The organism is Streptomyces sp. NPDC052042, assembly GCF_044548345.1.
Lineage (GTDB): Bacteria > Actinomycetota > Actinomycetes > Streptomycetales > Streptomycetaceae > Streptomyces.
Genome location: NZ_JBIUBU010000020.1, coordinates 14,611 through 38,541, shown reverse-complemented (window position 1 = coordinate 38,541; position 23,931 = coordinate 14,611). Strand labels below are relative to the sequence as shown.

At 66.7% G+C, this 23,931-nt stretch carries 25 protein-coding genes; 1 reads left to right on the top strand and 24 read right to left on the bottom strand.

Annotation, left to right across the window (positions count from 1 at the left end; translation table 11 throughout):
- Positions 1-6: 6 nt before the first annotated feature.
- The 22 genes from ACIHCL_RS27355 to ACIHCL_RS27250 all read right to left on the bottom strand — a co-directional run bounded on the left by ACIHCL_RS27355 (position 7) and on the right by ACIHCL_RS27250 (position 20,464).
- Positions 7-513, bottom strand: coding sequence for a hypothetical protein (locus ACIHCL_RS27355; RefSeq protein WP_399865821.1), 507 nt, complete (start codon positions 511-513; stop codon positions 7-9).
- A gap of 80 nt (positions 514-593) precedes the next feature.
- The gene (locus ACIHCL_RS27350; RefSeq protein WP_399865820.1) at positions 594-860 is read right to left on the bottom strand and encodes a hypothetical protein; all 267 of its coding nucleotides are present in this window, start codon (positions 858-860) and stop codon (positions 594-596) included.
- Between the two features lie 309 nt (positions 861-1,169).
- Positions 1,170-1,499: a glutaredoxin family protein gene (locus ACIHCL_RS27345; protein WP_399865818.1), complete on the bottom strand. Its 330-nt coding sequence runs from the start codon at positions 1,497-1,499 to the stop codon at positions 1,170-1,172.
- The gene (locus ACIHCL_RS27340) at positions 1,496-1,885 is read right to left on the bottom strand and encodes a hypothetical protein (protein WP_399865816.1); all 390 of its coding nucleotides are present in this window, start codon (positions 1,883-1,885) and stop codon (positions 1,496-1,498) included. Before ACIHCL_RS27340 ends, ACIHCL_RS27345 begins: the two co-directional genes overlap by 4 nt.
- Before the next feature lie 66 nt (positions 1,886-1,951).
- Positions 1,952-2,467: a hypothetical protein gene (locus ACIHCL_RS27335; RefSeq protein WP_399865814.1), complete on the bottom strand. Its 516-nt coding sequence runs from the start codon at positions 2,465-2,467 to the stop codon at positions 1,952-1,954.
- Positions 2,468-2,475: 8 nt separating this feature from the next.
- Positions 2,476-2,829 carry a hypothetical protein gene (locus ACIHCL_RS27330; RefSeq protein ID WP_399865812.1) on the bottom strand — a complete coding sequence of 118 codons (354 nt, stop codon included), beginning with the start codon at positions 2,827-2,829 and terminating at the stop codon, positions 2,476-2,478.
- Between the two features lie 269 nt (positions 2,830-3,098).
- Positions 3,099-3,638 carry a hypothetical protein gene (locus ACIHCL_RS27325; RefSeq protein WP_399865811.1) on the bottom strand — a complete coding sequence of 180 codons (540 nt, stop codon included), beginning with the start codon at positions 3,636-3,638 and terminating at the stop codon, positions 3,099-3,101.
- 12 nt (positions 3,639-3,650) lie between these two features.
- Positions 3,651-4,421, bottom strand: a complete 771-nt coding sequence (locus ACIHCL_RS27320; protein ID WP_399865809.1) for a hypothetical protein — start codon at positions 4,419-4,421, stop codon at positions 3,651-3,653.
- A gap of 65 nt (positions 4,422-4,486) precedes the next feature.
- Entirely contained in the window at positions 4,487-4,915 is a 429-nt protein-coding gene (locus ACIHCL_RS27315; protein WP_399865808.1) for a hypothetical protein, read from the bottom strand.
- On the bottom strand, positions 4,906-5,334 hold the full coding sequence (locus ACIHCL_RS27310) for an N-6 DNA methylase (RefSeq protein WP_399865806.1): 429 nt from the start codon (positions 5,332-5,334) through the stop codon (positions 4,906-4,908). Before ACIHCL_RS27310 ends, ACIHCL_RS27315 begins: the two co-directional genes overlap by 10 nt.
- Positions 5,282-5,602 (bottom strand): hypothetical protein, encoded by a 321-nt coding sequence (locus ACIHCL_RS27305; RefSeq protein ID WP_399865804.1) that lies wholly within the window; start codon positions 5,600-5,602, stop codon positions 5,282-5,284. Before ACIHCL_RS27305 ends, ACIHCL_RS27310 begins: the two co-directional genes overlap by 53 nt.
- 116 nt (positions 5,603-5,718) lie before the next feature.
- Positions 5,719-7,578, bottom strand: coding sequence for an SNF2-related protein (locus ACIHCL_RS27300; protein ID WP_399865803.1), 1,860 nt, complete (start codon positions 7,576-7,578; stop codon positions 5,719-5,721).
- A gap of 63 nt (positions 7,579-7,641) precedes the next feature.
- A complete protein-coding gene (locus ACIHCL_RS27295) occupies positions 7,642-8,616 on the bottom strand; it encodes a C2H2-type zinc finger protein (protein ID WP_399865800.1) in 975 nt (324 codons plus the stop codon).
- Complete coding sequence (locus ACIHCL_RS27290; protein ID WP_399865799.1) at positions 8,613-9,137, bottom strand: dATP/dGTP diphosphohydrolase domain-containing protein; 525 nt, start codon at positions 9,135-9,137, stop codon at positions 8,613-8,615. The genes ACIHCL_RS27295 and ACIHCL_RS27290 overlap by 4 nt, the downstream gene beginning before the upstream one ends.
- A complete protein-coding gene (locus tag ACIHCL_RS27285; RefSeq protein ID WP_399865798.1) occupies positions 9,134-9,463 on the bottom strand; it encodes a VRR-NUC domain-containing protein in 330 nt (109 codons plus the stop codon). The genes ACIHCL_RS27290 and ACIHCL_RS27285 overlap by 4 nt, the downstream gene beginning before the upstream one ends.
- A 5-nt stretch (positions 9,464-9,468) precedes the next feature.
- Positions 9,469-9,888 (bottom strand): hypothetical protein, encoded by a 420-nt coding sequence (locus tag ACIHCL_RS27280; RefSeq protein WP_399865796.1) that lies wholly within the window; start codon positions 9,886-9,888, stop codon positions 9,469-9,471.
- 212 nt (positions 9,889-10,100) lie between these two features.
- Positions 10,101-13,274, bottom strand: coding sequence for a hypothetical protein (locus ACIHCL_RS27275; RefSeq protein ID WP_399865793.1), 3,174 nt, complete (start codon positions 13,272-13,274; stop codon positions 10,101-10,103).
- A gap of 111 nt (positions 13,275-13,385) precedes the next feature.
- Complete coding sequence (locus ACIHCL_RS27270) at positions 13,386-15,200, bottom strand: phage/plasmid primase, P4 family (protein ID WP_399865792.1); 1,815 nt, start codon at positions 15,198-15,200, stop codon at positions 13,386-13,388.
- A gap of 1,223 nt (positions 15,201-16,423) precedes the next feature.
- Positions 16,424-16,747, bottom strand: coding sequence for a hypothetical protein (locus tag ACIHCL_RS27265; protein WP_399865790.1), 324 nt, complete (start codon positions 16,745-16,747; stop codon positions 16,424-16,426).
- 350 nt (positions 16,748-17,097) lie between these two features.
- Positions 17,098-17,511 carry a hypothetical protein gene (locus ACIHCL_RS27260; RefSeq protein ID WP_399865789.1) on the bottom strand — a complete coding sequence of 138 codons (414 nt, stop codon included), beginning with the start codon at positions 17,509-17,511 and terminating at the stop codon, positions 17,098-17,100.
- A 225-nt stretch (positions 17,512-17,736) separates the two neighbouring features.
- Positions 17,737-18,522, bottom strand: coding sequence for a lysostaphin resistance A-like protein (locus ACIHCL_RS27255; RefSeq protein ID WP_399865786.1), 786 nt, complete (start codon positions 18,520-18,522; stop codon positions 17,737-17,739).
- Between the two features lie 19 nt (positions 18,523-18,541).
- Positions 18,542-20,464: a DHH family phosphoesterase gene (locus ACIHCL_RS27250; RefSeq protein WP_399865784.1), complete on the bottom strand. Its 1,923-nt coding sequence runs from the start codon at positions 20,462-20,464 to the stop codon at positions 18,542-18,544.
- Between the two features lie 207 nt (positions 20,465-20,671).
- Here ACIHCL_RS27250 and ACIHCL_RS27245 point away from each other — a divergent pair, with 207 nt between their 5' ends.
- Positions 20,672-21,175: an Lsr2 family protein gene (locus ACIHCL_RS27245; RefSeq protein WP_399865782.1), complete on the top strand. Its 504-nt coding sequence runs from the start codon at positions 20,672-20,674 to the stop codon at positions 21,173-21,175.
- Positions 21,176-21,302: 127 nt separating this feature from the next.
- Here the strand turns inward: ACIHCL_RS27245 and ACIHCL_RS27240 are convergent, their stop codons facing one another.
- Positions 21,303-21,797: an SLOG family protein gene (locus ACIHCL_RS27240; RefSeq protein ID WP_399865781.1), complete on the bottom strand. Its 495-nt coding sequence runs from the start codon at positions 21,795-21,797 to the stop codon at positions 21,303-21,305.
- A gap of 58 nt (positions 21,798-21,855) precedes the next feature.
- Positions 21,856-22,203 (bottom strand): hypothetical protein, encoded by a 348-nt coding sequence (locus tag ACIHCL_RS27235; RefSeq protein ID WP_399865780.1) that lies wholly within the window; start codon positions 22,201-22,203, stop codon positions 21,856-21,858.
- Positions 22,204-23,931: the final 1,728 nt, after the last annotated feature.

Sequence of the window (23,931 nt, the reverse complement as noted above, 5' to 3'; positions counted from 1 at the left end):
GACGCCTCAGACCTTCCTGGACGTGACGATGAACGCGACACCGTCGTCGTGCACCCACTGGGTGACGACATGCAGCGACAGCCGCGCCAGATGCCGGCGGATCGCCGTGATCTCGTCATCGGTGATCTCCCACAGCCGCGCACCGGAGTCGGGGCGGTAGGGCGCGCGGGCGTAGATGTTGATCCGGGCGACGGTCGAGCAGAAGCACACGCTGGGCGGCAGCTCCAGGCCGGCGGCGCGGTCCTGGTTCCGGGGGTGGCCGAGGTGGTCTCCGTAGCTGAGATCCCCGTGGACGATCCGGGCGATCTCCTCGATGCCCCGGACGTGCTCGGCCGTCGGATATGCGGGCCGGCGGTCGATCAGCAGCTGGGCGTACTGGTCGCAGAGCTGCCGGTTCTTCCGGGAGAACGCCGACTTCTCGGCGTCGTGCTCGCGGTTCTGTGTGTTGATGACGTCGCGCAGGTCCGCGATCTCGCGGGTGTCATATGCGGTCGTGCCGTAGATGTGGGTCATGTCGTGGTTCCTTGTTCTGGCGTCAGGCGTACTCGTCGGCCTCCGTGGGGATTCGCGCCTGTTGCGGGCGTGAAGTCGGTCTACGGCTTGCGGGTCCTGGGCTGCGTGCGCTCGTCCAGGGCGATCACGGCAGCGCGGGTGTTATCGGGTCCGTCCTCGACGAGGTCGCACAGGTAGTGCCCGGCGAGGAGGCCGAGGGTGTCCTCCAGGCCGTAGTCGGAGATATAGGCCTGTGCGCTTCCGCCGAAGCCGCCGACCTGGTAGACGTGATCTCCCTCCGCGGTGTCCTCCAGGCGGCGGATCATGAGCCGGCGGGCCGGCTCGTCGACGAGGAGGGAGACCTTCATCGACGGAAGGTTCGCCGGCCACCGTGCGGATCCGGATCCTGGGGTGGGCTCCAGCCAGTCGCGGGTCGCGGCCGACAGTGTGATCGTAGATCTGCTGTTGTCGGCGTGGAACACCGCGATCTTGGCCGGTCCGTGTCTCCGGCCAGGCTGGCGGCCGTTGCGGCGAACGAGTTCGAAACCCATGGCTTTTCCTTTCCGGCGGCTCGGCCGTTGTGATCGTTCTGGCTGTCAGCGACCGCGGGCCTGGCACCCTGTCCTCAGCCCTTGGCCGGTTCGGTGATCGTGTCGCCCAGGCCGCCGATCAGCAGGTCATCGGTCATCCGCCTCGTGCTCGGGGACGATGCCCTGGGTGCACAGCCGCACGAGGGCCATGAGCATGTCCATGCGGTGACCGCCCCAGTGGACGGTCTTGCGACCCAGCTCGACGACGATCACCGGGGCCTGCAGGTAGCCGAGGTCCTCGGTGACGTAGCGGTGGTTCTCGTCACCGGCCTCCAGATCGATCTTGGTGTAGTCGATGCCGTGGCGGTCGAAGAGCTTCATCGCCGTCCCGCAGTTGGGGCATTCGTGCGGGCCGAAGATCTTGATCTCCGGCACGGAGTGCGTGGTCTTCGGAATGTCCTGGCTCGTCGTGGTCATACGGAATCCTTCGGTGTGTTGTTGGTTCGGTGGTGGGCCCGGCGGTGGTGGTGTCGGCTCAGTTCGGAGACATGTCCGGCGCATCCGAGCGCCCAGAACCTCGCATCGTCATCGCGGCCTGCCGCCCGCGCCTGAGCCCGGCGCACCGCGGCGGTGGTGGCGTCGGCGTCGATGGGCAGCCGGTGGCGGATGATCAGCGCGAGCGTGACGTCGAGCGTCACGGCGCGCTCGCGGGCGGCTCTGTCGGCGGCGAGACGCTGTGCCCGTGGGGTGTTCTCCTCGTGGTGGTGCTCTTCGTACGACCGCCGGGATTCGAGGAGGGTCCCGAGGATTTCAGGGACAAGGCTCTCGGCCGTGATCGGGTGGGCGGTCTGCTGGGGGGACATGCGGGGTCTTTCTTCCGGGCCCGGGGCTCGGGATGAGGTGTTCTGGTGGATGGTGCGGAATGGTGTCTACTCGGCGGCGGTTTCGCGTCCGAGGTACTCGCGCAGCGAAGGCGCGTCTTCACCCGGGAGCTGGATGCTGTCGAGGACGCTGTGGAGCCCCTCGTCGTCGATCCGCGCGCTTTCGTGGTCGACCACGGCGGTGGCGAGCCGGACGAGCAGGCTCTCGACCAGGGCAGCCCGGTTCTCGTCGGCGAGACGGAGCTCCTCAAGGTCGATCAGGCGCTTCTCGCAGAGCGCCTTGAGGTACCGGGCACGCGTGCGCCACTCGTGGAGCTCGACAAGCCTGGTGCGGGCGTCGGCCTGGTATTCGTTCAGTCGGTGGATCTCGGCCTGGTCCTGCCAGTAGGCGAGTTGCCGGTCGATGCTGTGCACCGTGGTCTTGAGCCAGTGGCTGGCCTGGTTGATGCCGTGGGGCGTGGAGACCAGCTCCTCCCAGACATCCTGGCTCTTCAGAGAGCTGCGCATGAGGAGGTTGAACTCGCTGTCGCCGTTCACGGGCCGGGTGGTTGTCACGGTCGTCATGCCGGGTCCTACCCTTCGGTCATGTCTGTCGGATGGGAATCGTCCGCCCGGTGCTCTGGGTCCTCGGCGGCCTGGCGGTAGAGCGTGTAGAAGCGCTGGAGATGGTCGAACTGCAGCCAGTAGCCGCTGCCGTGATACTCGACGTGATGCACCTGGCCGTGGCGTTGCCAGACCCGGCTCAACGGGATGTTCTCGGCGGTGGCGGGTGCGGCCGGTGCCAGGTGCAGCAGTTGCTCGACGACGGCCGCGGTGGATCCGCCGATGGAGTCAGCCTTGTCGACGATCTCCTCGTAGTGCTCTCCGGTGACGTGGGCGACGAGTTCGACCAGAGGGTCGGTACCGGTACGGGGGGTGGTGCTCACGGATTCGGTTCCTCCTGGGGATCTCCGGTGCATACGGGGAACCGGGCCTGCCCGCCGGACTCATGCCGGAGCACGTGTTATCGCCGAGGCCCCAACCCGGGAGGGACGAGGCAGACCGGCGGGCAGTCCCGGTTCTGTCACCCCTCCCGGGTCGGCCCCGCCGACCCCTGCCGCACCCTGCTGATCCCTGCTCCGAGACCAGTGCCCGCGTGGCGCGGTGCGGCGGGCAAGGGGGGCAAGGGGTGGGGCAAAGGAGCGCACCTGGCGAGTCACTCACCGGCGAGAGATGCGAAGTGCTCCTCCCACTGCGCGAACGTCCGCCCATTGAGCTTCAGGGTGTTGACGGCGGCCGCGGCGAGGCGCAGCGCGTCTTCTCGGGTGTGCCGGAACCGGGCGAGCCAGTCGTCGTCGCGGGACGAGGGCCGCGGCTCCCACTCCCAGGTGCCGTCGGCGGACAGGCAGTCGCCGCAGTGGTCGAGCACCGCCCAGCGGTCAGCGCCGGTCTCCGGATCTGTGCCGCGCCAGGTGATGCGGAGCACGAAGTGCTCTTTGCCGTCAGCATCGGAGTCGGCATAGCCCTTCGGCAGGATCCGGTACTCCGAGGGGACAATGACGGCGTCGCCGAACACCCGCTCCATACGAGAGCGCTCGTCCGCGAGAGCATCAGCCACGGCGGACTTCTCATGCTGCCCGATGACCTCGGTGGTCAGCTCGGGGTACATCGACTGCTCGTTCTCGTCGACGAAGTACAGGCGCATGGACTCTGCGCCCGCTCGGACGCCGCGTTCGAAGTCGGTCGGGTCGGACATGAGGCTCTCCATTCACGGTGTGGGCGGGTGCGGCTCGCCGATTCGAGCTTCGACGTAGAGCACCGCACTACTGAGGTCGACGGTCGGGGGCTGGTACGGGGCGATCATGTGCCGCTCGCGTCCGTTGCCGCCTTGGCAGTGCTCGTACGTGCACCACTCGGGTCGTTCGATCGGCTTGAACATCCTGTCGAGGAGCGTCGGCGTGGTGCCGAACGGATACAGGTGCGTATTACCGGCGATCCCCCAGAAGGACAGCATCCGGCCGGAGAACTTCGGGAAGGACGGCAGGAGAAGCTCGATCAGTGCGGCGTATGCCGGATCATGCTCTTCGTCCCGGGCGTCCGGCACCTGAACGTCGATCGTCAGCTGCGACGTTTCGTCGTGCGTGCTGAGCGTCGCCCCCCGAAGCTCGGCGATGAGACGACCGTCGCTGCTTCGACTGCCGGGGCGGTCCACCTGGTAGACGCTGACGTCCCAGGGACCCTCACCGTCGGCGACGGTGAACAGTTCGGTGTCGATGCGCTGCAGACCGTATGTCTGCGCGCCCGAATGCCATGCGTATCCGGCGTCGACGAGTTCGCGGACAGCATCGGCGAGACGCTCGTCCGGGGTGAACTCGGGGTCGAGCCTGTACTCGGGCCGGAGGGCGTACTGGGACATCCGGGGTGCGGCCTGGTCGAACCAGTCGCGGTCGAGCGTCAAGGTGCCGGAGAGGCTGCGACGCGAGTAGAGCAGCTGCGCGTCCTCGGAGAGAGCGGAGAGCGGCAGAACGGGGAACGTCATGACTGGTCCTTCGTGGAGGGTGCCCTCCCAGATGGCAGCTGCGGCGTCCGGCCGTATCTTCATCGTCAGGCTCCTTCGGTGAGGTCGGGTGCGTCGTCGAGCGCACTGGCGTGGGGGTTGGTCACCAGCACCGTGGCGACGAACACAGCGAGTACGGCGATCTGGTCGTAGAAGCGCGCGGTCTCCTTGCAGATCTCGACGATCTGCTCTCGGGTGCACGTGATCCGCACGGGGATGTTGCGCTCGGTGTAGGTCTCGCCGGTGGCGGGGTTCTCCCAGGTGCCACGGACCGGCTGGACGAGCGTGAGCCCGCCGGCAATCCGGGTGACAAGAGCGTCCCACTGCCGGTGGTGCCTGACCGTGAACGGCCGACCGGAGTTCGACACCGTCGGCACGAGGATCTCCCACAGCGGCGTCGATGCCGTGTCCTCGACGGTCATGTCGGTGAGGATCGACTTCGGTTTCATCAGGTGTGGGAACGGTCTCAGCGGCATGACTCGGATCTCTTTCTGTGGGCTGCGGCGTGCCGCAGCCTGGCCGTCCACCCGCCGAGTACGTGCGCGGGCGTGTACCAGGTGTCGAAGGTCTCCCGCGTAAGTGTGTCCCGGCGGTGGACCGCCGCGGGCACGTGCAGGAGTGCCAGGTGGATGTAGGCCATGTGCACGGCTTGCGGGGCTATGTCCTCCGCCGTCACGTGCAGCTGCGTCTGGTAGTTGAAGCCGTTCCGGCAGAGTTCCTGTGTCAGGGCGATGACGTATGAAGCTGCGCCGCAGGTCGGTTCGTAGAACCGGGTAAAACCCCGCTCCTTGCTCTCGTCGGCTACCGTCGCGGCCGTCATGGCGGCAGTCAGGCGGCTGACGTCATAGGGCGAGTAGAACTGGCCGAGATGCTTGTTGCCCAGCTCCAGCTCCATGTAGAGGCGGCCGAGTACGTCGCCGGGATCCTCCCCCCATCGCCTCTACGACGAGGGCGAGCGCCTCGGCGAAGCGGTCCAGCTGCTCACGCGTGTACCGCCCGGCCGTGAGGAGATACTGCTCCTCGCGTCGGGCACGGCCCGCGCGGTCGACGGCGTTGCGGATCGCGAGGGCAGCCATCTCGACGAAGTCCTCGAAGACGTCAGCGATCCGCCGGGCACCGGTGTTGGCGGTGAGGAGGCTCACGATCCGGTGGTAGTGGGTCATGTCGCATGCTTTTCTCGGGTGACCGGGTGATCCGGTGATGTCGAGTACGGGGAGCCGCGACGGCCCGGCTGCCGGAATGCAGCCGGGCCGTCGTCGACCGGAAGGGGAGAGGGGATTCAGATGCGCTCGGAGACCCAGAGGCCCTTGAGGTCGTCCTGGATCTCCTCCTCCAGAGCGGCCAGCAGCATGTCCTCACCGGAAACGGCGTTGATGAGGGTGTCCTGGACCCGCTGTTTGTCGGCGAGCACACCGGGGATGCGCTCGTCCTGGGTGCCCTTGGCGATGAGCCGGTAGATGATCACCGGCCGCTGCTGACCGGGGCGGTGGAGACGGCCGTTGGTCTGCATGTAGTGCTCAAGCGAGAACGGCAGCGTGTACCAGATCATCGTCGAGCCGCCGTGCTGCAGATTCAGACCGTGTCCGGCCGCGGCCGGATGCAGCAGCATCACGGGGATCTGCCCGGCGTTCCACCGGCGGACCATGTCACGCGAGCCGTCGAACGCCTGCGCGTCGATGCCGGCCTTCTTGAAGCGCGCGAGCAGCTGCTCCTTGTCCGACTTGAAGTGGTAGGCGAGCAGCACCGGTGCGCCGCCGTTGTTGCGCACCAGGTACTCGGCCATCTCGAGCTTCTTGTCGTGGATGACCTCGTACTGGCCCTTCGTGCTCGGGTCGTCGGGGTCGGCCGTGTAGAGCGTGCCCGAGGCGAACTGCATGAGCTTCGACACCAACACTGCCTGGTTCTCCGCGACAATCGACTCGACGCTCTGCGTGAGCCGGCCGTCCTCGTCGAGGTAGGTCTTCACCACGTCGAGGACGAGATCGCGCTTGAACTCCTTGTAGGACTGCATCAGGTCCGGCGGGAGCGTGACGTTGACGTCCTGGATGGTCAGCGGGGGCAGGACCAGCGTGGTGTTCTCCGCACTCATCACCAGGTGCGCGATGGCCTGATGGATCTCTTCCTCGGCGTTGGGCGTGGGGATCCACTTCGCCGGTGTGTTGGTGCCGGGCACCATCTTCGGGATGAACCACCGGTTGCGGAACGCCGTGATGTCCTTGCCCAGCGCCTGGCCCTGGTCGAGCAAGTGGATCTGGCTCCACAGGTCGTGCAACCCATTGGGGGCGGGCGTGCCGGTCAGTTCGATGAGCCTGGTGATCGCCGGGCGCACGGTCTTGAGGGCTTTGAAGCGCTCGGAGGAGTGCGACTTGAAGCCCTGGGACTCGTCGATGATCACCGTCTGGAACGGCCAGATGATGGTGGGCTGTCCGTTGATCTCCTGGACGGGCATCTGGTCGACGAGACCACCCTGGCAGCGCGCGCAGCCCTCGCCGGAGCAGACGCGGCAGTCTTGGGTCTCCCGTGCGACGAGTCCAGCCGCCAGCAGCGCGCGGATGCCGTCGAGCATCCGCTTCTTCGATGCCGGCTTGTTCTTCCGAGCGAGGCTCGGGATCAGCCGGGCATGGAACACGGTCTCGTCCTGGGTGAGCGGGCCGGAGGTGCGCAGCAGGTCGAGGATCGCTACGGCGTCCTCGGACGGCGCGGGCCCATGCGTCATCGTCGCGACGAGGACGTTCTCCGGGTTGGACGGCTGGGTGAGCAGCTCCTGGTTGATGAAGTACATCGTGGGCGGGTCGGAGAAGACTTCCCGGAAGCGTGCCAGGCGCTTCTCCTTGGAGAGCTGCCTGTCGTTCTCGTTGACGATGAGCGACTTCGTGCGGATCGGGAAGCCCCACTTCTCGATCTCGTCGAGCCACGTCGAGCGCGCGATCGCGACCGGGGCGACGACGAGGATGTGCCCGATCGGGCGCACCGTCTGCAGCACCGCGAGGGTGCTGAGCGTCTTCATGCCGCCCACGGGGACCCATGCGCCCGCGAAAGGCCGGTCGACCAGGAAGTCGTGGATCTGCTGCTGGTGCGGCAGCAGCGTGACGGGTCCGGGGTGGGCCGTTGTCTGGTGAGGTGCGGGGATCGTGGTCATGGTGCGCGGCCTCCTCTCGTGGGTCGTCTGCGGTCTGGTCCCGGGTCCTGGTCCGGGGCCGGGTCAGGCGTTCATGGCCTCCTGGACCAGCGCGAGACGGGCCTGTGCCTCGTCAGCACGCCTCGACTCCTTCGCGAGCTGGGCTTCGAGCTCGGCGACCCTGCCCTGGAGCAGGGTGATCTGCGGGTCCTCGCCGAGGGCGGCGCGTATGCGGCGCAGGACCTCTTCGGGGCTGTCGACGACCGGTGTCTTGGTGGGCTGGGTGGCTGCGGGCACGTCGGGCTCTGCCTTCTGCCCGGGACCGGGCCTCGTGGTCGGCCGGTTGGTCCGGTGCACCCGGAGGTGCGACCCGAGGGCAGCCGGTGAGCGGCAGGTTCTTCCGCAGACCGGGCAGACGTGCTCCGCGGGATCCGGAACAGCTTCAGCCGGACCCGGAGTCGCCCCCGCCGGCGCTTGCGCCGGGATCGATACGGTCACGGCCGCGACAGCAGTCGCGGACTTGGTCTCAGCCTCAACCTCGGACTCGGACTTGGTCCCGGTCCCGGTCCCGGTCTCGGTCTCGGTCTCGACGATGTCAAACGTCGGCTGGTCGTCCGGGCCGATGACGGCATCGAGCAGCTGATCCGCGGACAGCCCCGACGCCAGTTCGTCGAACCACCGGGAGAACGCCGCACCGTACTCGACGAAGGCCTGGGCCACGGTGATCCGTCGCGGGCTGTGCGGTACCCGCGGTGCCCGGCTGGATGCTTCAGGCTGCCCGGTACGGCGGTGCTCAGCCATCAGCCGGCGCACGTCTGCCCGGGTGTTCTGGGCAGAGCGGTTGGAGGAGGTCATGCTGCGCGGTACCGCCGCGGATCCCCCGGTATTGTTTCGCAGGATGCAGTGCCCCTTGGACGAGACACGGCCGAGATACCCGATCGCCATCGACTCGAGGATGAGGTCCCGGGCCTCCTGGTCGAAAGCCGCCAAGTCACTGCGGGTCAGACGCCGCAGATCCGCGGGCTGGGTGGCGTTGGTCCTGCTCACGCGCTTACTCATCGCGCCGGATCCTGTGCACGGTCGTTGCCGACGGCGGTGCGTCTTTGCCCGATGGCGTAGGCGGTGCTCTCGGCGGCAAGCAGGTTGAAGACGACGGCGGCCGCGTGGTCCTCGTCAGTCTCACCGGTCAGCCACTGCATGAAGTGGCGGAAGGCGCTGGCCTTCATGCGGTCCAGCTCTGCCTGCGAGTCCGCCTTCTCCCAGTTGCGTTCACCTCTGGTCGAGATGGTCAGTGCGGGACATCCAGGCAAGTGCTGCCCAGCGTCTTTCTCACCTTCGGAGCAAGTGCACTCTCCGTACCTGGTGTACTTCTCAGCTCCGCTGGTCATAAGCGCGGCACAGCACGTGAGCAACTGCTCGTCGTACGGCACGTTCTCAGGCACGATCAGGTCGAACCGGGGCCTGCCTGTGGCGGGTTGGCTCAGCATGCCGGAGGCGTACTGGTCGCGGCGGCCGGGGTCCTTGGTCTCGTACGGAGTCGTGTTCTCGTACGGGGTGGTATCGAAGGCTGTGACGGTCATGCTGTTTCTCTCTGCTCCCGGCCGCGGCCTTGGCCGCGGGCCAGGAGGTCGATCAATGCGTCGACGCTGGGCCTGTCGTCGACGACGTAGACCTTGGCCCCGAACCGGCGCAGCTTGGCGTGGACCGCGCGCTGCCGGGGCTCGAGGTCTCCGCCCGGGCGCTTGACCTCGACGAAGACGGTTCCGGAGTACGAGACGACGATGCGGTCGGGCACTCCCCCGCGCGCCGGCGAGGTGAACTTCATGCAGAGCAGGCCGTTTCGGCGGCACTGCAGCAGCAGGTAGCGCTCGATCGGGTTCTCGCGCTCGGGGGAGTGCCCAGGCATCGCGGTCAGCTCTCCTCGGCGGCTTCCAGGAAGCCGGGGAGGAAGGTGTCGTCCTCGATGTAGGGGGCGACGGCGTCGGGGTCGTCGGCGAAGCTCGGGTCATCGGGATCGACTGCGACCCACTTCTTGGCGGCGTTGCCGAAACGGGAGACGCCCTTCTCGTCATGAAGGGCGACGAGACCTTGGTGCGCGAGCTCCTTGAGACGGGTGCGGATCCCGGACTCCGAGGAGCGTGGGGTGTCCGGCTCCATGACGACCTTCATGTTGTACGCGGCGATGAGCTCGTCGTGGGTGAGCGGCTCGTTCTCCCGGACGAGGTCGAGGACGACGGGGCGGACACGGGACGCACCCAGGGTGGCCTTCACGGTAGTGGCGTAGGAGGTGTCGGAGTCGTCGGTGCGGACGGGCAGTGCGGACGGGGACATGGTGACCTCTCGATCTCTTTTCAGAAATGAGTCAGACTCATCTCTGTACTCAATTATGACGTGAATTGATACGCCTGCTAGAAGCCACCCGTAATGAGTCGACTGATCTGCCAGGGTCCTTTCGAGTCGTTGACTCGAATGCTGGCCGGTGCCAAGCCGTGCGCCTGTTGCCGGGCCGTGTCTCCACGACACGGCCCGGCAACAGGTGTGCTTCAAGCGGAGTTGCGCCAGTTCTTGGTGAACGTCTCGCCGAGCATCTGGGTGTAGGTGGCGAGGTCGAGCGCCTCGACGAGCTGCCGGATCCGCCTCTCGGGCAGCTCGTGCAGGTCGTCGTTGACGACGACCATCGACCATGAGGGGTCGATAGCGTTGATCCGCCGGATGACGACGTCCTGGTCGTCGGGCAGCAGGGCGAGGCCGTCGGAGGAACTGGCCTCCGCGCGGGACCTGGCCCAGCCGTGGTGACGCAGGATCTCCAGGGCGACAGGATCGCGCCGGACACCGGCCGCCCCGCTCTCGCGGCGCTTGGCCTGGCTGGCGGGCGTCACCTTCCACGCACCGGCGTTGTGCAGGCTCACGGCACCGTAGGTGCCGTCCCGGACGACGAAGACCCGGTTGACCATCTGCAGTGCACGCGGGTCGACCAGCACCGCATCGGTGTCCTCGTCGTCGTCACCGGTCCCGTTCGCCACCGGCTCGGCGGCGAACGGATAGGTGATCGAACTCCGCGACGCCGCAATGACGTTCTGGAACAGCAGCAGCGTCCTGACCGGGTCGGCGGGGAAGACCGCCTCTTCGATCACCTTCCGGCCCAGCTGCGGGTCGAAGGGCTCGGCGAGAGCGGCTTCTCCCCTGCTCGCCACCGTCTGCAGGTAGCGGGCCAGAGCGAAATCGATCACCGCGGGGTGTGCCAGCGACTTCGTCGGACTCGGGCCCGTGTGGCAGGCCAGCGTCCCGCCGGAAGCACTGAGGATCGCGCTGTCGGCGAGGGTCCGGCCCGCTTCAGGTGCGGGGGCGGCCAGTTCGAGCCGGTTGTTCGAGTCCTTGCTGATGAGGTACATCAGCTCCGGCTCGATGTCGACCCCGATCAGCGCGGCCTGCTCGGCGAGCACGCGGTTGTTGGCCGCCTCGTCGAAACCGTTCCCGCCGTCGACGACCGAGTACAGACCATCGGTGTTGGTGCTGATGATCCGCGCGCCGGCCAGCGTCTGAGCCTGCCCGATCCGCCAGCTGAAGAGCTGGCCGAGGACGCGCATCGAGATGATGCGGTTGTTCATCCGGATCGGCGTGCGGTGAGCCGCGTCGCCCGCGCCCGAGGCCGAGTTGAGGATCAGCTTCGTGCCGTTGCGCAGCGTGTTCAGCCGCGTCTTCTCCTCCGCGGAGATGCCGGGCTGCTTCATCTCGAAGCCGTAGCGCTCCTTGTCGAAGAAGATCTTCGTGTAGCGGTCCTCACCCAGCTCCGGGTTGTAGAACGCGCGCATGTTGCGCAGCAGGTTCGGGTAGTAGCTGGTGAAGTCCTCGTGGATCACCAGCCCCGCCGAGGTGCGGGCGTACTTCGGGTGCAGCTTGGTCGAACCATCCTCCTTCCCGGTGAACAACGACGGAGCCTTCTTCGCCGGCTCGTCGCGGTACGCGGCCTTGGCCGCCGTGGTGTTGGCGAGCACGACCCTGCCCTCCAGCACAGTGCCGTCGGCCAGACGCACGTGCAGGGCCTCGGCCTCGGGCCGCTGCGTGCGCAGCAGATCAGCGGGGTCCGGGAGCTGCTCCTGCGCGCGCGCGAGCTGCTCGGCCTGCACCGGATCGTCCTTCTTCGCCTTGCGGTACTTCACCTTCTCCGGATCGGAGCCGATGAGCACCAGGCGCTTGTCGACGGACGTGCCGTCGGGCAGCGTCAGCAGGTTGTGCTGACGCTTCGCCTCGGCGACGAAGTCCTTCGCATCGGGGAAGGCAATCCTCGCGCGCGTGAGCATCATGTCCTGCTCGACATACTCGATCTGCTCGGTCACGAAGACCGACATGTCGACCTCCGCACCGTGGATGCCACCGGTCGAGAACGTCGCGAAGCACGACGAGGGCGAGCCGTCCGCGTTGAAGTACGGCACGTTGTTCGGCGTCTTCGGAATCTCGCGCAGCGACCTCGCCGGGAGGCCGAACAGCTCGCGGTACTCCGCGGAGTCGTTGAAGTTCTGCCCCTCGATGGCCCGGTAGTAGTCCACCACCTGCATGAACTGCCGGTGTGCCTCGCGCTGAGCCAGTGTCGCTCCGGGGTGCGTCTGCGGATCGGGCGCGACGTTCTCTTCGAAGAACCGCACGCACTGGTCGAGCACGTTGACTTGGGCGACGCCGGTCTCCTTCGCCACTTCGGCATCGGGGTACAGGAACGACACCGCCTCGATGTCGTTGAGAGCCGTGTACGGCGCGAGGATCCGGCCCACGAACTTCGCCGAGGACGAGTCGATCGCGAGCCGGTCCCGGCGCACGGTTCCGTTCTTGGCGTAGACGCACTCGCTGTACTGCGTGAGCAGACCGGCCTTCAGGTCGAAGTTGTTCGCGTAGGCCGGGTGCTGGAACAGCCGGGCCAGGCCCACGCAGTCAGCCACGTTGTAGGCCAGCAGCTCGTAGAGGTCCTCGACCGCGGTGATGGCCGTGTCGTGGCTGAGCTTCTCGGACTCCTTGATCTGGCGGCCGAGCATGCCGAGCAGGCGCTTGAGCCCCACCTTGAACTGGGCCTCGTTGAGCCGGGCGACATCGAGGTGACGGCCGGACTGCAGCATCGCGCGGCGGATCCTGGCGGCGGGGCCGTCCCAGCCGAGGTAGCCGGGCATGTACTCGATGTGCTGCTCGCTGAAGAGCTTGTCGTTGTGGTCGCGAAGGGTGCGTGCCGTCGTCGGCTGGAACAGCCTCGACGAGGCGGGGTTCGGGAACACCTCGTTGAGGTAGAGCGCGAGCATCGTCGTGTCGTAGTTCATCGAGTTGTAGCCGGCCAGGAACGGATGGAGCATCGGGTCGTACCCGGGATCCGTGTCGCACACCGGACGCAGGGTCGCCGGGTAGTTCCCCGTATCGGCCAGGTCGCAGACCTGCTCCACGTTGGACAGACCCATCAGCTCGGCGAGGCGGAGGCTGCCCCGCTCTCCGTTCAGGTTCCAGAGCTGGACGCGCACTGCGGCCAGGCCGGGGATGGAGTCCACCACGGTCCGGTAGAGCGCCTGCGGGTCGACGGCGTCGGCCAGGGTCCGGTCGTCGGCCAGGAAGAAGATCTCCAGGTCGTCCACGGCCCGGCCGGGACGCGGCGTGTAGGCGCAGAGACTGAAGACGTTCGCCAGCGACTCGATGTCGTAGAAGGTGAACGATGCCGAGGCGGCGGTGACGGGTCTGAGGGGCATGTTGGAGCTCTTTCGGTCGTGCTGGCCTTCACAGCCGGCGCGGGGGTTGTCGGGGGGATCCGCGCGGTTCCTCCTGGCGGTCGTACGGGGTGACGGGGTGTGCCGGGACTCTCAGTCCTGCTCCTCGTCTCCGGGGATTGCTGCGTGCCGTAGCAAACCGCGGTAGTTGGCCTGCAGAGCCGGCTGCGACTTCTTCAGGGGGTCCGAGCCGCTGTAGTGGGGGTTCATCCACTTCTTGAGGTCGTACTCGGCGATGAGCGGCTCGGGGTCGTCCATCATGTGGCCGTGCCGGATCTTGCGGTTCTTGTCCGGGCAGTGCCACAACGGGTCGTCGCGGACGATGGCGACCAGGTCGGTGACGAACTGCTTGTTCGAGACGGGGCTGCCGGACGGCGAGACGTCGGCGAACCAGGACTTGTACAGGTCGTAGGCGAAGGTGAAGGGCACCAGGTCCCATACCAGCCGCTCGCGGAACTCCTCCCAGAAGGCGCGGACGGGGTCGTTGGCCTCCTTGTACTCGGCCAGCACCTGCTTGGTCGCCACGGGCTCGGAGAGCTCGTAGTAGCAGCCCGGGTCAGCGGCACCCGCCTGGTTGAGCACGTACCACAGGGTGTACTCCAGGACCTCGCGACGCTGGAGGTAGTCGTCCTTGATGTACTTGCGCTCCATGCCGGTGAAGCTCTTGTGGAACGGCACGAACAGCTGCCTGCGGTAGAAGCTCTCGCTCTTGTCCTTGACGCGGGGGAACTCGTTCAGGCACTGGACCATGAAGCCCCAGAACTGGTAAGCCACCGGCATCCGGTACTTCCGGTTGATCTGGATGACGTCATTGGTGACGATCGCCTTCAGGTTGGCCGCCTTGTCGATGAAGGTGCCCACGTCGTTCTCGTCGACGATGATCGCGCTGGCGCGTACGAGCGGCTCCAGGGCGAAGTCCTTGCCGAAGTCGCTCAGCGGGATCGACGTGTGCGAGCGCGGTCCGCACAGGTTGCGCATCAACGAGCACAAGGTCCCCTTGCCGTTGTTGCCCTGCTCGGAGTAGAACCAGGCGGTCTTGCCCCAGGAGACGTGCGGCCGGATGATCGCGCCGATGATCTCCCAGAGCAGCTGGGGGATTCCCTCGTCGTCGGAGAGGTCGTCGACCCAGGACACGATGTCCCAGGTGGTGCCGTCGACCGGATGAACGATGACCGGGTTGCCGGGATCGTCGACGTAGTCGACGTAGCACTTCGCCAGGAAGACCAGGTCGGGGTGGAAGGGGTGCAGGCTCTTGGCCTCGAAGTGGAACTCCGTGCCGGCGATCGTGATATCGATGCTGTGGCGGCCGTAGTAGAAGACACCGTTGTTCACGGCGATCAGGTCGCGGTGTGCCAGCTGGTGCCGGCGCGGGCTGTCCTCACGCAGGACGGCCATCACCTCGGCGAACTCCTTGAGCGTCAGCTGGGTGTTGTACATGCGCGCCGTGGTGCGGATGTCGTCCTCACTGGTCGTGTACGTGCCGCGTGCGGGGCCTGTGGCCTGGTACATCGCCAGCAGGTCGTACTCACGGTCGGTGTCCTTGGTGCTGGGCGAGATGCGGATGACGTGGTGCAGACGCAGCAGGATCTGCGCCACCTGCCAGTAGGTCAGCGTGCGCACGAGGAGCAGCTTTTCCGTGGCCACCTTGGTCTTGGCGTTCTCCGACTTGCAGACCGCGTTCACGATCGCGAGGAGTTCCTTCTCGAGGACGCGAGCCGTCGGCGGATCGTCGACGTCGATGGCATCGAGATACGCCCGGGTGGAATACGTGATGACCTCGTTGATGGGCGCAATGCCCATGTGCTGCGAAAAGTGGTCCAGGACGCCGTTGAGAGCGTCGGCCAGAGCGTTGGTGCGCGCTGCGCCGGAGCCGGTTGCGGATGCTGCCGTGGGGGTGTCAGGAGTCATGCTGCTGCTGTCTTTCTCGATCGCGTCCGAGCCCCTGCCAGCGATAAGTGGGAAGCCGATTGGTCTCGTAATCGAATAGGAACGTGATCTCAACCCTAGGGCATTCGAGTGATTATTCGCAACGAGTCGAGTGATTTCTTATTCATGACTGACTCGTGGCCTGACAGGAGCCCGGAAAAGCGCTCGACAGAGACCACGAGGAGCCATGGGCAGGGGTCCGTCTGTGTGCGGCAGACGTCGGCATCCGCAACCGGCCCATTTCCGCACGGCCGCAATCGGGAGCGTGCGGCCAGAGGTGAGAACCAGTGACTCCGGGGGCGGATGCCCCGCGGAGTCACTGGTCTCTCGCACTCGGCCACGCACCCGCGGGCGGCGTAAGCCGACCGACGCCTTCTGGCCGGGCCCCGCCTTCTGGTCGGGTTCGGGGAGTTCTTCTGACCGGCCACCCGGCAGCAGCAGAGCCGGATCCGGCTCCACCGGATCCCGGGATATCCCCGGGGGGTATCAGGGGTGTGTACCACGAAACGTGGTACACACTTTTCCCCTGGTCAGAGGAGGAATTCCCAGAGCCCGACGGCGATTTGTACCACGTAGATTTTCTACGTGGTACACACGTTTCCCCTGGTCAGGCGGACTTTATATACCCCCTGCACCACTTGTACCACCAAAAAAAGACCTAATACACGCGCAGGGGGGATATAAGAGCAGACTGGTGACCTGCGGGGCGGAGGGGGGTCCGTACCGGTTCTCTCACGCGCATATAAACGGTCGGAAAAACGTGGTACACGTGGTACATAGCCGAAAAATGCTCGTTTACCAGGCAAAACCCTGTACCACGTCCGTGTCGCTACGTGGTACACCCCCTCTCGCCATCGACGTCCGGGGCCATCATTTCCCCAGGTCAGAGGCAAGATCCGAGGTGTACCACGTCTCGTGGTACACCTCGTGGTACACCCTGGTGGTCATCAGTCCTGCGCCTCCCCCGGACGACCAAGGGCGTCGCGTGTCGCGCCGACTTCCACTCAGAAGCCCTGGGCGGCCTCTGGACGCGTCCGAATCGTCTCCAGGGCCCTGGATGTCACCCGCGGGGTTTTCCGGCGCCCTGAGGCCCTGTCAGGGCCTCAGGGCGGATCAGACACGGTGTCAGAAACCGGCGTTGCTGCGATGAAAGGAGAAAGCGGCAGCGCTCTCACCATCGGCGGGACGGGGCACTGCCGCTTTCGTCACTTCGGCTGCCGGACGTACTCCGCGGGCGACGAGAAGACCTGTGTCTTCTTCACGGCCGTGGTCTCACCGGTGTGCGGATCGGCGACATAGCCTTGCTGCCCTGGGGAGAGCGGTACGACCCGGCCGTCCGGGCTCACGAATCCCAGAGGCGTGGAGCGTCCTGTCGCGGGATCCGTCTCATATGCCAGCGGCCAGCCGGCCGCTGCGGCCTCCGCCGCATCGCGTCCGGTCTCTGTCGGCGTCGGGGCGGCGACGGGAACGGCACCTGCGGCCATCCATAAGACAGCGGTCGTCGCCACGATGTGATGTACGAACTTCATGAGGGCCTCGCCTCTCAGAGCTGGGAAAGGCCCCAAGCATAGGGGTCGAATCAGGTGGCCATACTGCGGCGCAAGGACGTGTCTGCCGGACAGGTAGGTGATGGTTCAGACAGGGCCGAAAAAGACCTCTTTGTGCGATACGCAATCCGACTTATCAGGCATTCGAGTCGTATTGCACATGATGACTCACGACTGCTATCGTGAATATCGGTGGTAGGCGCTGTCATCACCAGAAGCTGTTGCACAGGAACGTGAAAACAGAGAGGCCGGAGAGCATCCCCGTGGGAAGGGATCTCTCCGGCCTCTCTGCATCTTGTGATGAATGCGAGACGGTCACGGTACGGAGCGGGTCAGCGGAAGGCGACTGCGCTCGGGTCTCGCCGGTATCCCGCATAGGGGGATTCGGGTCTGCGGCTACGAGCCCGCGCCGGCGTCTCGACGGCGTAGAGGATCTCGTAGGTGATCGAGATGTTGTTGTTGCAGTAGATGATTCCCTCGGTCTTCTTCATCGCGATCTTGCGGTAACCGCTGACGTCCTCAACCCGGGCGAAGAACCGCGCGAGCAGTGCGTTCATACGCTGGCGCGCGTGGTCGGCCGTGAGACCGCTGGTCGTCAGGGTGTGGACGTGAACATGACCTCGATCCAGGGTGAGGGACTCACCGGTGTCGAAATCGCCGCTGAACTTGGCGCTGCGGATGTCGGAGCGGCCGGGATGGACGAGCTGTCCCTGGGCGTCGTAGATGCAGGGGCTGACGATGGCCATGGTGGGTTCCTCTCCTTCCTTCACGAGTATGTCTGAACGTTTTCCTTCAGACATTCCCCCGGTGACCGGATCACCCCGGTCACCCGAGAGCAGCCCCCGGGAGGGGCCCTCGGCTCAGAAGCCGAGCGGTCCCGCCCGGAGGGCACCATCGTCCTTCCCCGGATGATGAGCCCGGCCGCTCACGCGGTCCGGGGCTCGTCCGTCTCACCTTCTCCCCCGGCCCGGTCAGGACCGGGGGCCACGTCGCCGTCGCCGGTCCTGACCGGTGATCTTCTGGTAGAGCACGAGTGCGCACCCGAGAAACGCAGCGGTCAGCAGCATCGCGGAGACCGGGTTGGCGAAACCCGCCAGGGCCGGGGCGGGAACGGCCGTCGCCGCGAGGTTGAAGCCCAGGTGCACGAGGACGCAGGGCCAGAGCGCGCGGGTGCGCTCGTAGACCAGGGCCAGCAGCACCGCCAGGGGCAGAGTCGAAGCGGCCTGGACGGCGTTGCCGTGCAGGACACTGAAGGTCGCGGCGGTGACCAGCACCGAGGCGATGACTCCGGTCCTGCGGCGCAGCAGCGGATAGAGCAGCCCCCGGACGAGCATCTCCTCGGCGACCGGCGCTACGACCAGCGTGAGCAGCAGTACGGTGGCGGGCTCGGCGGCCTGTCTGGCTTCCTGGGACTGGTCGAAGCCGTTGGAACCGGCGACCGAGTACAGCCAGAGCACCGCGGCCTGGCTGGCGAGGAACGCCAGGGCGAGCCCGCCGAGGACGAGCCACATGAACCGGGGCGTCCCCGACCCCGGAAGAGGGCCGGGCTCGTACGCGGTCCAGCGCGGCCGGAGCAGGCGCATCGCACCGACGAGCACGGTCACGGCCACGCCGAGCACGGCGGTCCCGAGGACCGGTTCGCCGACCGCGGTCACGACGGCTGTGCCGAGGCCGAGGTAGGCCGTGACGACGGCGGCGGGCAGGCTGACGCACCACACGATCGTGAAGAGCCGGGTCTGGGTCAGGGCAGTCGCCATGTCGGCTCCTCCTCCGGGGTCAGGCAGATGCGGTGATCTGCTCCTCGATGACGGCCTGCACGCGGTCCTCGCCGCGGAAGGTGTTCAGCTGCAGCTTCGCGGTGAAGCGCAGCGTGCCCGTCCGGGTCCGGCTGGCGGATCTCACGATCCGCGCGATCTCCGGCTCCTTCTCCTCGGCGACGTTCCACCACAGGCACGACAGCCCGGAGCGGGTGATGAGCCTGAGGTGCTTCTTGCACAGGCGGCAGACGCGGTAGCCGCGGGCGTTGGTCATCATGTTGGCCTCGGTGCGCTCGTGTTCGCAGTCGGCGTCGGAGCCGATGCGGTCCACGCGCAGACCGAGGGGTTCCAGCGCGATCTGGACGACCGGCTCGGGGAAGCCGTGACCGAAGGGCCGCAGGCCCTCGACCCGGCGGACGAACTCCGCCAGCGGCTGAAGGTCGTCGAGTCCGGCGTCGCAGTCGGCGTCCGGGCCGAGCACGATGTCGGCCCGGAACTCGCCAGCGGCGGTCGTGTCGTGCAGCAGCGTCCCGGTCTGCAGTGCGTCGACGAGCATGTCGAGCAGTTCGGCCCGGTCGGCCTTCACGCCGCACGCCTGCTGGTGGCCGATGGCCCGGAGTCCGGCATACGGCTCCAGCGCGTCGATGATGTCGAACCACGCCGGCGCGCGACCGGAGCCGCTGACGGAGTCGTCCGGACCGGAGGGCCGGTTGACGACGACGAGCGGGTGTCCGTGACGCTCCATCATCCGGTTGGCCAGCAGCCCGTACATGCCCGGGTAGGCGTCCGAGAAGTACACCCAGGGGGCCAGCGGCTGGTCGCCCTCGTCGAGTTCGGCCAGGTGGAGCTCGATGAGCTGCTTGCGCTTCTCGTTGTATCCGATGACCTTGTGCGCGGCCTCCAGCATCGTGTCCTGGTCGGGGGCGGTGAAGACCTCGAAGCAGGGTGCGAGCGGATCGCCGGTGCGGCGCGGGCTGTTCATCGCCGGGGCGACGTAGAAGCCGTAGAAGCCCTCGTCGATGCTGTCGATGTCGCGGACCTTGCCCGCCTGGCCGAAGGCCTTCAGCAAGGTCGCGAAGCCGTCGAAGGCCCGGACGAAGACGGGGTGGTTCGGGTCGATGCTCAGAACCTGCATCAGGGTCGACTTCTGGATGTCGATCGCGTCCGGGTCGGGGTCGAAGCCCCAGGGCACCGGAATCGTCCGGGGGGCGGGCGAGTACAGCAGCCGTGCGACGGAGAGCGAGTCGCGCACCAGCTGCCGGTTCTCGTACAGCACCGGCATCACATCGCTGACCGTGCCCAGGCCGGCGAAGAGCCTGAGCAGGCGCACTTCCCAGAGCTTGCCGGGCTGGTGGACACGGGTGTACGCCTCGAGAACCTGGTAGAGCACGTGCGCGCCGCAGATCCCGGGGTGGGCGTAGGTCTCGTCGATCCTGCACGGGTTGACGGTGATGTCGGCGGTGGAGCCGGGTTCGAGCTCCTGGTGGTGATCTGTGACGAGCGTGGTCCACCCCCGGGCCCGTGCGGCGGCGATGCCGCGGTGGGAGTTCACCCCGCCGTCGCAGGTGAGCAGGACCCGGGTGTCGGGGAAGCGCTGGGCGATCTCGTCGATGTCCTCGGGGGTGAGGTCGTGACCCCGGCGGTAGTCGGGCAGGTGCAGCTCGACGTCGAAGCCGAGTTCGGAGAGCCCGGCGTAGCCGAGGATTCCGGACGAGATGCCGTCCATGTCGAAGTCCGGAGCGATGGTGACCTTCGCGCCCGCGGTACGGGCGTCTTCGAGGGCCTCGACCATCTCGGCCAGGCCCAGGAGCTCGTCGTGCTCGTCGGACTCGATGGCCTGGAGGTACTCGTCGGTCCAGCCGCGGCGCTGGCACATCAGGGCGAAGAGGTCGATCCCCTCGTCGGTGAGCGGGTGATCTCCAACGGTCTGAAGCGTGGTCATGGCTGGGGGACCTCTCGATCGCGTGGGTGATGGTTCAGCAAGTGGCGAGAAGGACACCCACTGGCACTGCGATTCTAGCATTGCGATCTTCGTTTCATGCTCATATAGCAGCATCTCCGAGGTGTCGGCGTATCTCTCGACAGGCAGGTCGGTGAGTCGTGTTGAGAGGCTTCTCGACAGGTGTCGAGATGAGCTACCCTCCGAGGTATGGCGACTGAATTCGTTAGCGTGATCAAGTCGGACCTGACTGGGGAGAGAGACGCAGCCACAGTCACCTTTGGACTGGAGGGTGAGTGGTACGAGATCGATCTGACCGACAAGGAGAAGGCGAAGCTCCGGGACATCCTGAAGCCCTATGTGGGCAAGGGCCGGAAATCGAAGAGGAAGCCGAGAAAACTGGATGTTCGTGAGACAACACCTGAGGAGCGGGTGAAGATCCGCGACTGGGCCCAGGAGGAGGGCCTGGACGTCTCCGAGTTCGGCATGATCCCGAAGCACATCGTGGACGCCTACGACGAGGCTCACGGCAATGTGCACGCCGAGGCGAGCAAGAAAAGGGAAGCCTCAGAGGCTGTCTCCGATCTGCTCGCGTCTGACAGGATCCGGGCCTGGGGGAAGGAGCAGGGTTTCGAATTCGCCGATTTCGGCAGGCTCCCGAAGAAAATCGTGGAGGCCTACCGTGAGGCGCACGGCATCGAGCAAGACGAGTAGCCGCCAGGGGCTGAGTGCCTCTGGGCATCCTCTCGATCCCCGTCTCGAATCATCTCTCCGGCCGGGAACGGCTCAGAAATGAAGAGCCCCGCAGCACGAGGCTGCAGGGCTCTTCGTGCGTCCGGAGTCAGGCTGTCAGCGTCAGCCCGGAGGGGAAGACGTCGACCGTCTCGATCCCCACGGAGAGCGCCTCGGCGCGGCAGTGGACCGTGCCGTGTGAGAAGTGCCCGGGGACACGGGGCGCGAGCTGCTGATGGTGCGACATCCGGCAGCCCGGTTTCCGGCACAGGTCCAGGAACGCGGCGCACAGCACTCTGCTGCCCTGTTGGCGCAGCGAAACCGCGAGCTCGACCATCTGCACGTTGCGCACGAGTCCGGCCTTGCGTCCATGCGTGCCCCAGTCGGCGGCCATTCCCTGCACCTCGAAGCCGGCTCCTCGCCAGAGCCGTTCGGCCATGGCGTCCGCACCGTCGGGACAGTGTCCGGAGACCAGCAGCGGCCGGGTGACCGTCTCGGGTCCCCAGGTGCGCCAGGCCGTGTTGAACGTGGTGCGCATGGCGTTCTCCTCGTTCCAGGTGCGCGCCCCGGTGATCAGCAGGACATGCGAGTACGGGCCGGTCACATTGGGTCTCTCTTTCCGGAAATGATTCCGCCATTGATTCTTCGTCGCGGGCGACAGATCACCGCACGGCGTCCGCTGGCTTGTCGGCATCGACACCACCCAGGCCGACATCCCCGGACCGGAGATGGAGCACGACGCTGATCTCGTCGTCAGAGCACTGAGGATCCACGTGGATGACGTGGCCGCCGTCGGCTCGCCGCTCCACATGCATGACGCAGACGATGCTCCCTTGGTCGTCTTCGAAGTCGACCTTGCCGAAGTCCTCGGCGGGGGTTGCCTTGGTCACGGTGGTGCCGTAGGGGATCCAGGGCTTCGGCTCGCACCGCGCCCCGGTGTCGTAGGGCGAGATCTTCGACCGTGGTCCGTACGCGGACTCGGTCTGGGTCTCGTTCTTCCGCTGCGTCATGGCAGTGCCTCTTCGTTCTTCCGGGTGCAGATGTCGGGCAGTCGGGCACCGAGCGCGGACCCCTCCATGAGGCCGCGGGGGCCCGGTGTCCGGCTCCGCACCCGTGCCAGCTCCGCTGGCTGACGGCCCGTGGATCACGCTTCTGGATCCGCTCTGGATGGGTCGCGCAGCGACCCGGTCGCCGGGCCGGCTTCTTCGGACGAGCCGGGCGCGCAGCGCCGGGCGATCCACCGCCGTCTCGTTCTCGGCCGCGGGCTGGCCACCTGTGGACAACTGCGGCGTCGCGGCGGTGGGTGTTCCTCTCTCAAGCGCAGCGCTGGGCATGGCCGGAGGGAGCGCCAGCGACCGACGGTCCGTGCGAGCGGAGCGAGCGGTGGAACCTGTCGGCTATGCCGACCAACAGCGTCTCGGAGCGCAGCGGAGAGGCCGAGCGGAGCGAGGGTCCGCAGGACCGCTGTTGCCAGGTTCCCTTATGCCCTTTTCCTTCTTGCCGTCCCATTACTCCGTTCCACGGCTGGAGCGTTAGCGGAGGCCTGGAACATCAGGCGAAACGGCTCGCACCCTCTTGACCCGTACCCCTCCCCCTTTCCCGCGCAGCGGGGGTACGGGTCGTGTCGTTTCTCCTGGTCTCTGCACACTTTTGGGGTACTGCCCTTTTGCCGTCCGTGGCAACGCCGTACCTCTGGGCTTCATCGCCTCGTGAGGAACGATCGAGGCAGGGGGTACGGGTCTGCTCCCGTTGTCGTCGGGCTGCGCAGCGGCCCGGTCTCGGCACCTCGTCGCAGCATGCTGCCGCAGGCGTCGCAGCCGTCGCCGCCGACGGCGGATCTCCTCTCCCGCGACTGTGTCGCTCAGGCTGTGGATAACCCTGTTGTCGCGGTACTGCTGCAGGTGGTCGCGGCAACTTGTTGCGGCAGCCGTTCTCGCACCGTCGCGTCGTGCTGGCTGTGCTGGTTCCGGCTCTGTCTCTGGCTCCGGTACGGTGCTGTGTCGCCGGGTCGCCGGGGCGCTGCCTCCGTCGCAGCGTAGCCGTGCCAGCATTTCGTACAGGCGCCCGAGGCGGGTGCTTCTCCGGTTTCCTCGTGGGGGCACCCGGGCACCCGTTCTAGCCCCGGGCTGTGCTCGGTGTCGCGCCCGCGCGACGTCCGGGGCGCTCTCTCGTGGGCGCATCGGAAAAAGAAGATCCCGGGCGGACCCTCACGCGCGGCTCGTGTCGTGTTGTGCTGCACTGCGCTGCGCCGTGTTGTGTTGTCCGTCACCGGCTGACAGGCCGTCACGAGGTTTTCGGGACAGGCTCCTTCCGCATCGAGCGGCTGTGCGCGGGGCTGTTCTGCTCTCCGCTCCCCCGGCCGCTTCTTCTCTCGTTGCGCACGCTGGTGGCTCTGCTCGCCGGCGTCGGGTGCTGCTGCCCGACGGGCCGGTTCACGCTGTCCCCCTGGGAAGCCCGGAGCACGGCTCGGCGGCACTCGGTAGTACTCGGTGGCACTCAAGTGGGGCCGGATTCACGGGACTGATCGTGGTGTCCGCATGGACAGATCACGTCTGCGTGTGGTCGATACGAGACCAGGAAAAGCCCAGGAAAAGGCGCGAGTGAGTCCAGACAGGCTATTTCTTTCGTCGTGAGAGGTCACTGGTTTGATTCGGGGCTCGTATCGATCTGCCTCGGGGCTCTTGCTGGTCCCGCCTGAGCCCGAGACGAGACCCGTGGTGTGCGTGGCCTCTTCAAGG

What these genes read in the sequence shown, in the direction of transcription:
- ACIHCL_RS27305 (WP_399865804.1), bottom strand. Translation starts at nt 5,602, where the DNA reads ATGACCCACTACCACCGGATCGTGAGCCTCCTCACCGCCAACACCGGT.
- ACIHCL_RS27300 (WP_399865803.1), bottom strand. Translation starts at nt 7,578, where the DNA reads ATGACCACGATCCCCGCACCTCACCAGACAACGGCCCACCCCGGACCC.
- ACIHCL_RS27335 (WP_399865814.1), bottom strand. Translation starts at nt 2,467, where the DNA reads ATGACGACCGTGACAACCACCCGGCCCGTGAACGGCGACAGCGAGTTC.
- ACIHCL_RS27245 (WP_399865782.1), top strand. Translation starts at nt 20,672, where the DNA reads ATGGCGACTGAATTCGTTAGCGTGATCAAGTCGGACCTGACTGGGGAG.
- ACIHCL_RS27270 (WP_399865792.1), bottom strand. Translation starts at nt 15,200, where the DNA reads ATGACTCCTGACACCCCCACGGCAGCATCCGCAACCGGCTCCGGCGCA.
- ACIHCL_RS27280 (WP_399865796.1), bottom strand. Translation starts at nt 9,888, where the DNA reads ATGTCCCCGTCCGCACTGCCCGTCCGCACCGACGACTCCGACACCTCC.
- ACIHCL_RS27310 (WP_399865806.1), bottom strand. Translation starts at nt 5,334, where the DNA reads ATGGAGCTGGAGCTGGGCAACAAGCATCTCGGCCAGTTCTACTCGCCC.
- ACIHCL_RS27255 (WP_399865786.1), bottom strand. Translation starts at nt 18,522, where the DNA reads ATGGCGACTGCCCTGACCCAGACCCGGCTCTTCACGATCGTGTGGTGC.
- ACIHCL_RS27345 (WP_399865818.1), bottom strand. Translation starts at nt 1,499, where the DNA reads ATGACCACGACGAGCCAGGACATTCCGAAGACCACGCACTCCGTGCCG.
- ACIHCL_RS27235 (WP_399865780.1), bottom strand. Translation starts at nt 22,203, where the DNA reads ATGACGCAGCGGAAGAACGAGACCCAGACCGAGTCCGCGTACGGACCA.
- ACIHCL_RS27275 (WP_399865793.1), bottom strand. Translation starts at nt 13,274, where the DNA reads ATGCCCCTCAGACCCGTCACCGCCGCCTCGGCATCGTTCACCTTCTAC.
- ACIHCL_RS27260 (WP_399865789.1), bottom strand. Translation starts at nt 17,511, where the DNA reads ATGGCCATCGTCAGCCCCTGCATCTACGACGCCCAGGGACAGCTCGTC.
- ACIHCL_RS27315 (WP_399865808.1), bottom strand. Translation starts at nt 4,915, where the DNA reads ATGCCGCTGAGACCGTTCCCACACCTGATGAAACCGAAGTCGATCCTC.
- ACIHCL_RS27355 (WP_399865821.1), bottom strand. Translation starts at nt 513, where the DNA reads ATGACCCACATCTACGGCACGACCGCATATGACACCCGCGAGATCGCG.
- ACIHCL_RS27265 (WP_399865790.1), bottom strand. Translation starts at nt 16,747, where the DNA reads ATGAAGTTCGTACATCACATCGTGGCGACGACCGCTGTCTTATGGATG.
- ACIHCL_RS27350 (WP_399865820.1), bottom strand. Translation starts at nt 860, where the DNA reads ATGAAGGTCTCCCTCCTCGTCGACGAGCCGGCCCGCCGGCTCATGATC.
- ACIHCL_RS27285 (WP_399865798.1), bottom strand. Translation starts at nt 9,463, where the DNA reads ATGCCTGGGCACTCCCCCGAGCGCGAGAACCCGATCGAGCGCTACCTG.
- ACIHCL_RS27320 (WP_399865809.1), bottom strand. Translation starts at nt 4,421, where the DNA reads ATGACGTTCCCCGTTCTGCCGCTCTCCGCTCTCTCCGAGGACGCGCAG.
- ACIHCL_RS27325 (WP_399865811.1), bottom strand. Translation starts at nt 3,638, where the DNA reads ATGTCCGACCCGACCGACTTCGAACGCGGCGTCCGAGCGGGCGCAGAG.
- ACIHCL_RS27295 (WP_399865800.1), bottom strand. Translation starts at nt 8,616, where the DNA reads ATGAGTAAGCGCGTGAGCAGGACCAACGCCACCCAGCCCGCGGATCTG.
- ACIHCL_RS27290 (WP_399865799.1), bottom strand. Translation starts at nt 9,137, where the DNA reads ATGACCGTCACAGCCTTCGATACCACCCCGTACGAGAACACGACTCCG.
- ACIHCL_RS27250 (WP_399865784.1), bottom strand. Translation starts at nt 20,464, where the DNA reads ATGACCACGCTTCAGACCGTTGGAGATCACCCGCTCACCGACGAGGGG.
- ACIHCL_RS27340 (WP_399865816.1), bottom strand. Translation starts at nt 1,885, where the DNA reads ATGTCCCCCCAGCAGACCGCCCACCCGATCACGGCCGAGAGCCTTGTC.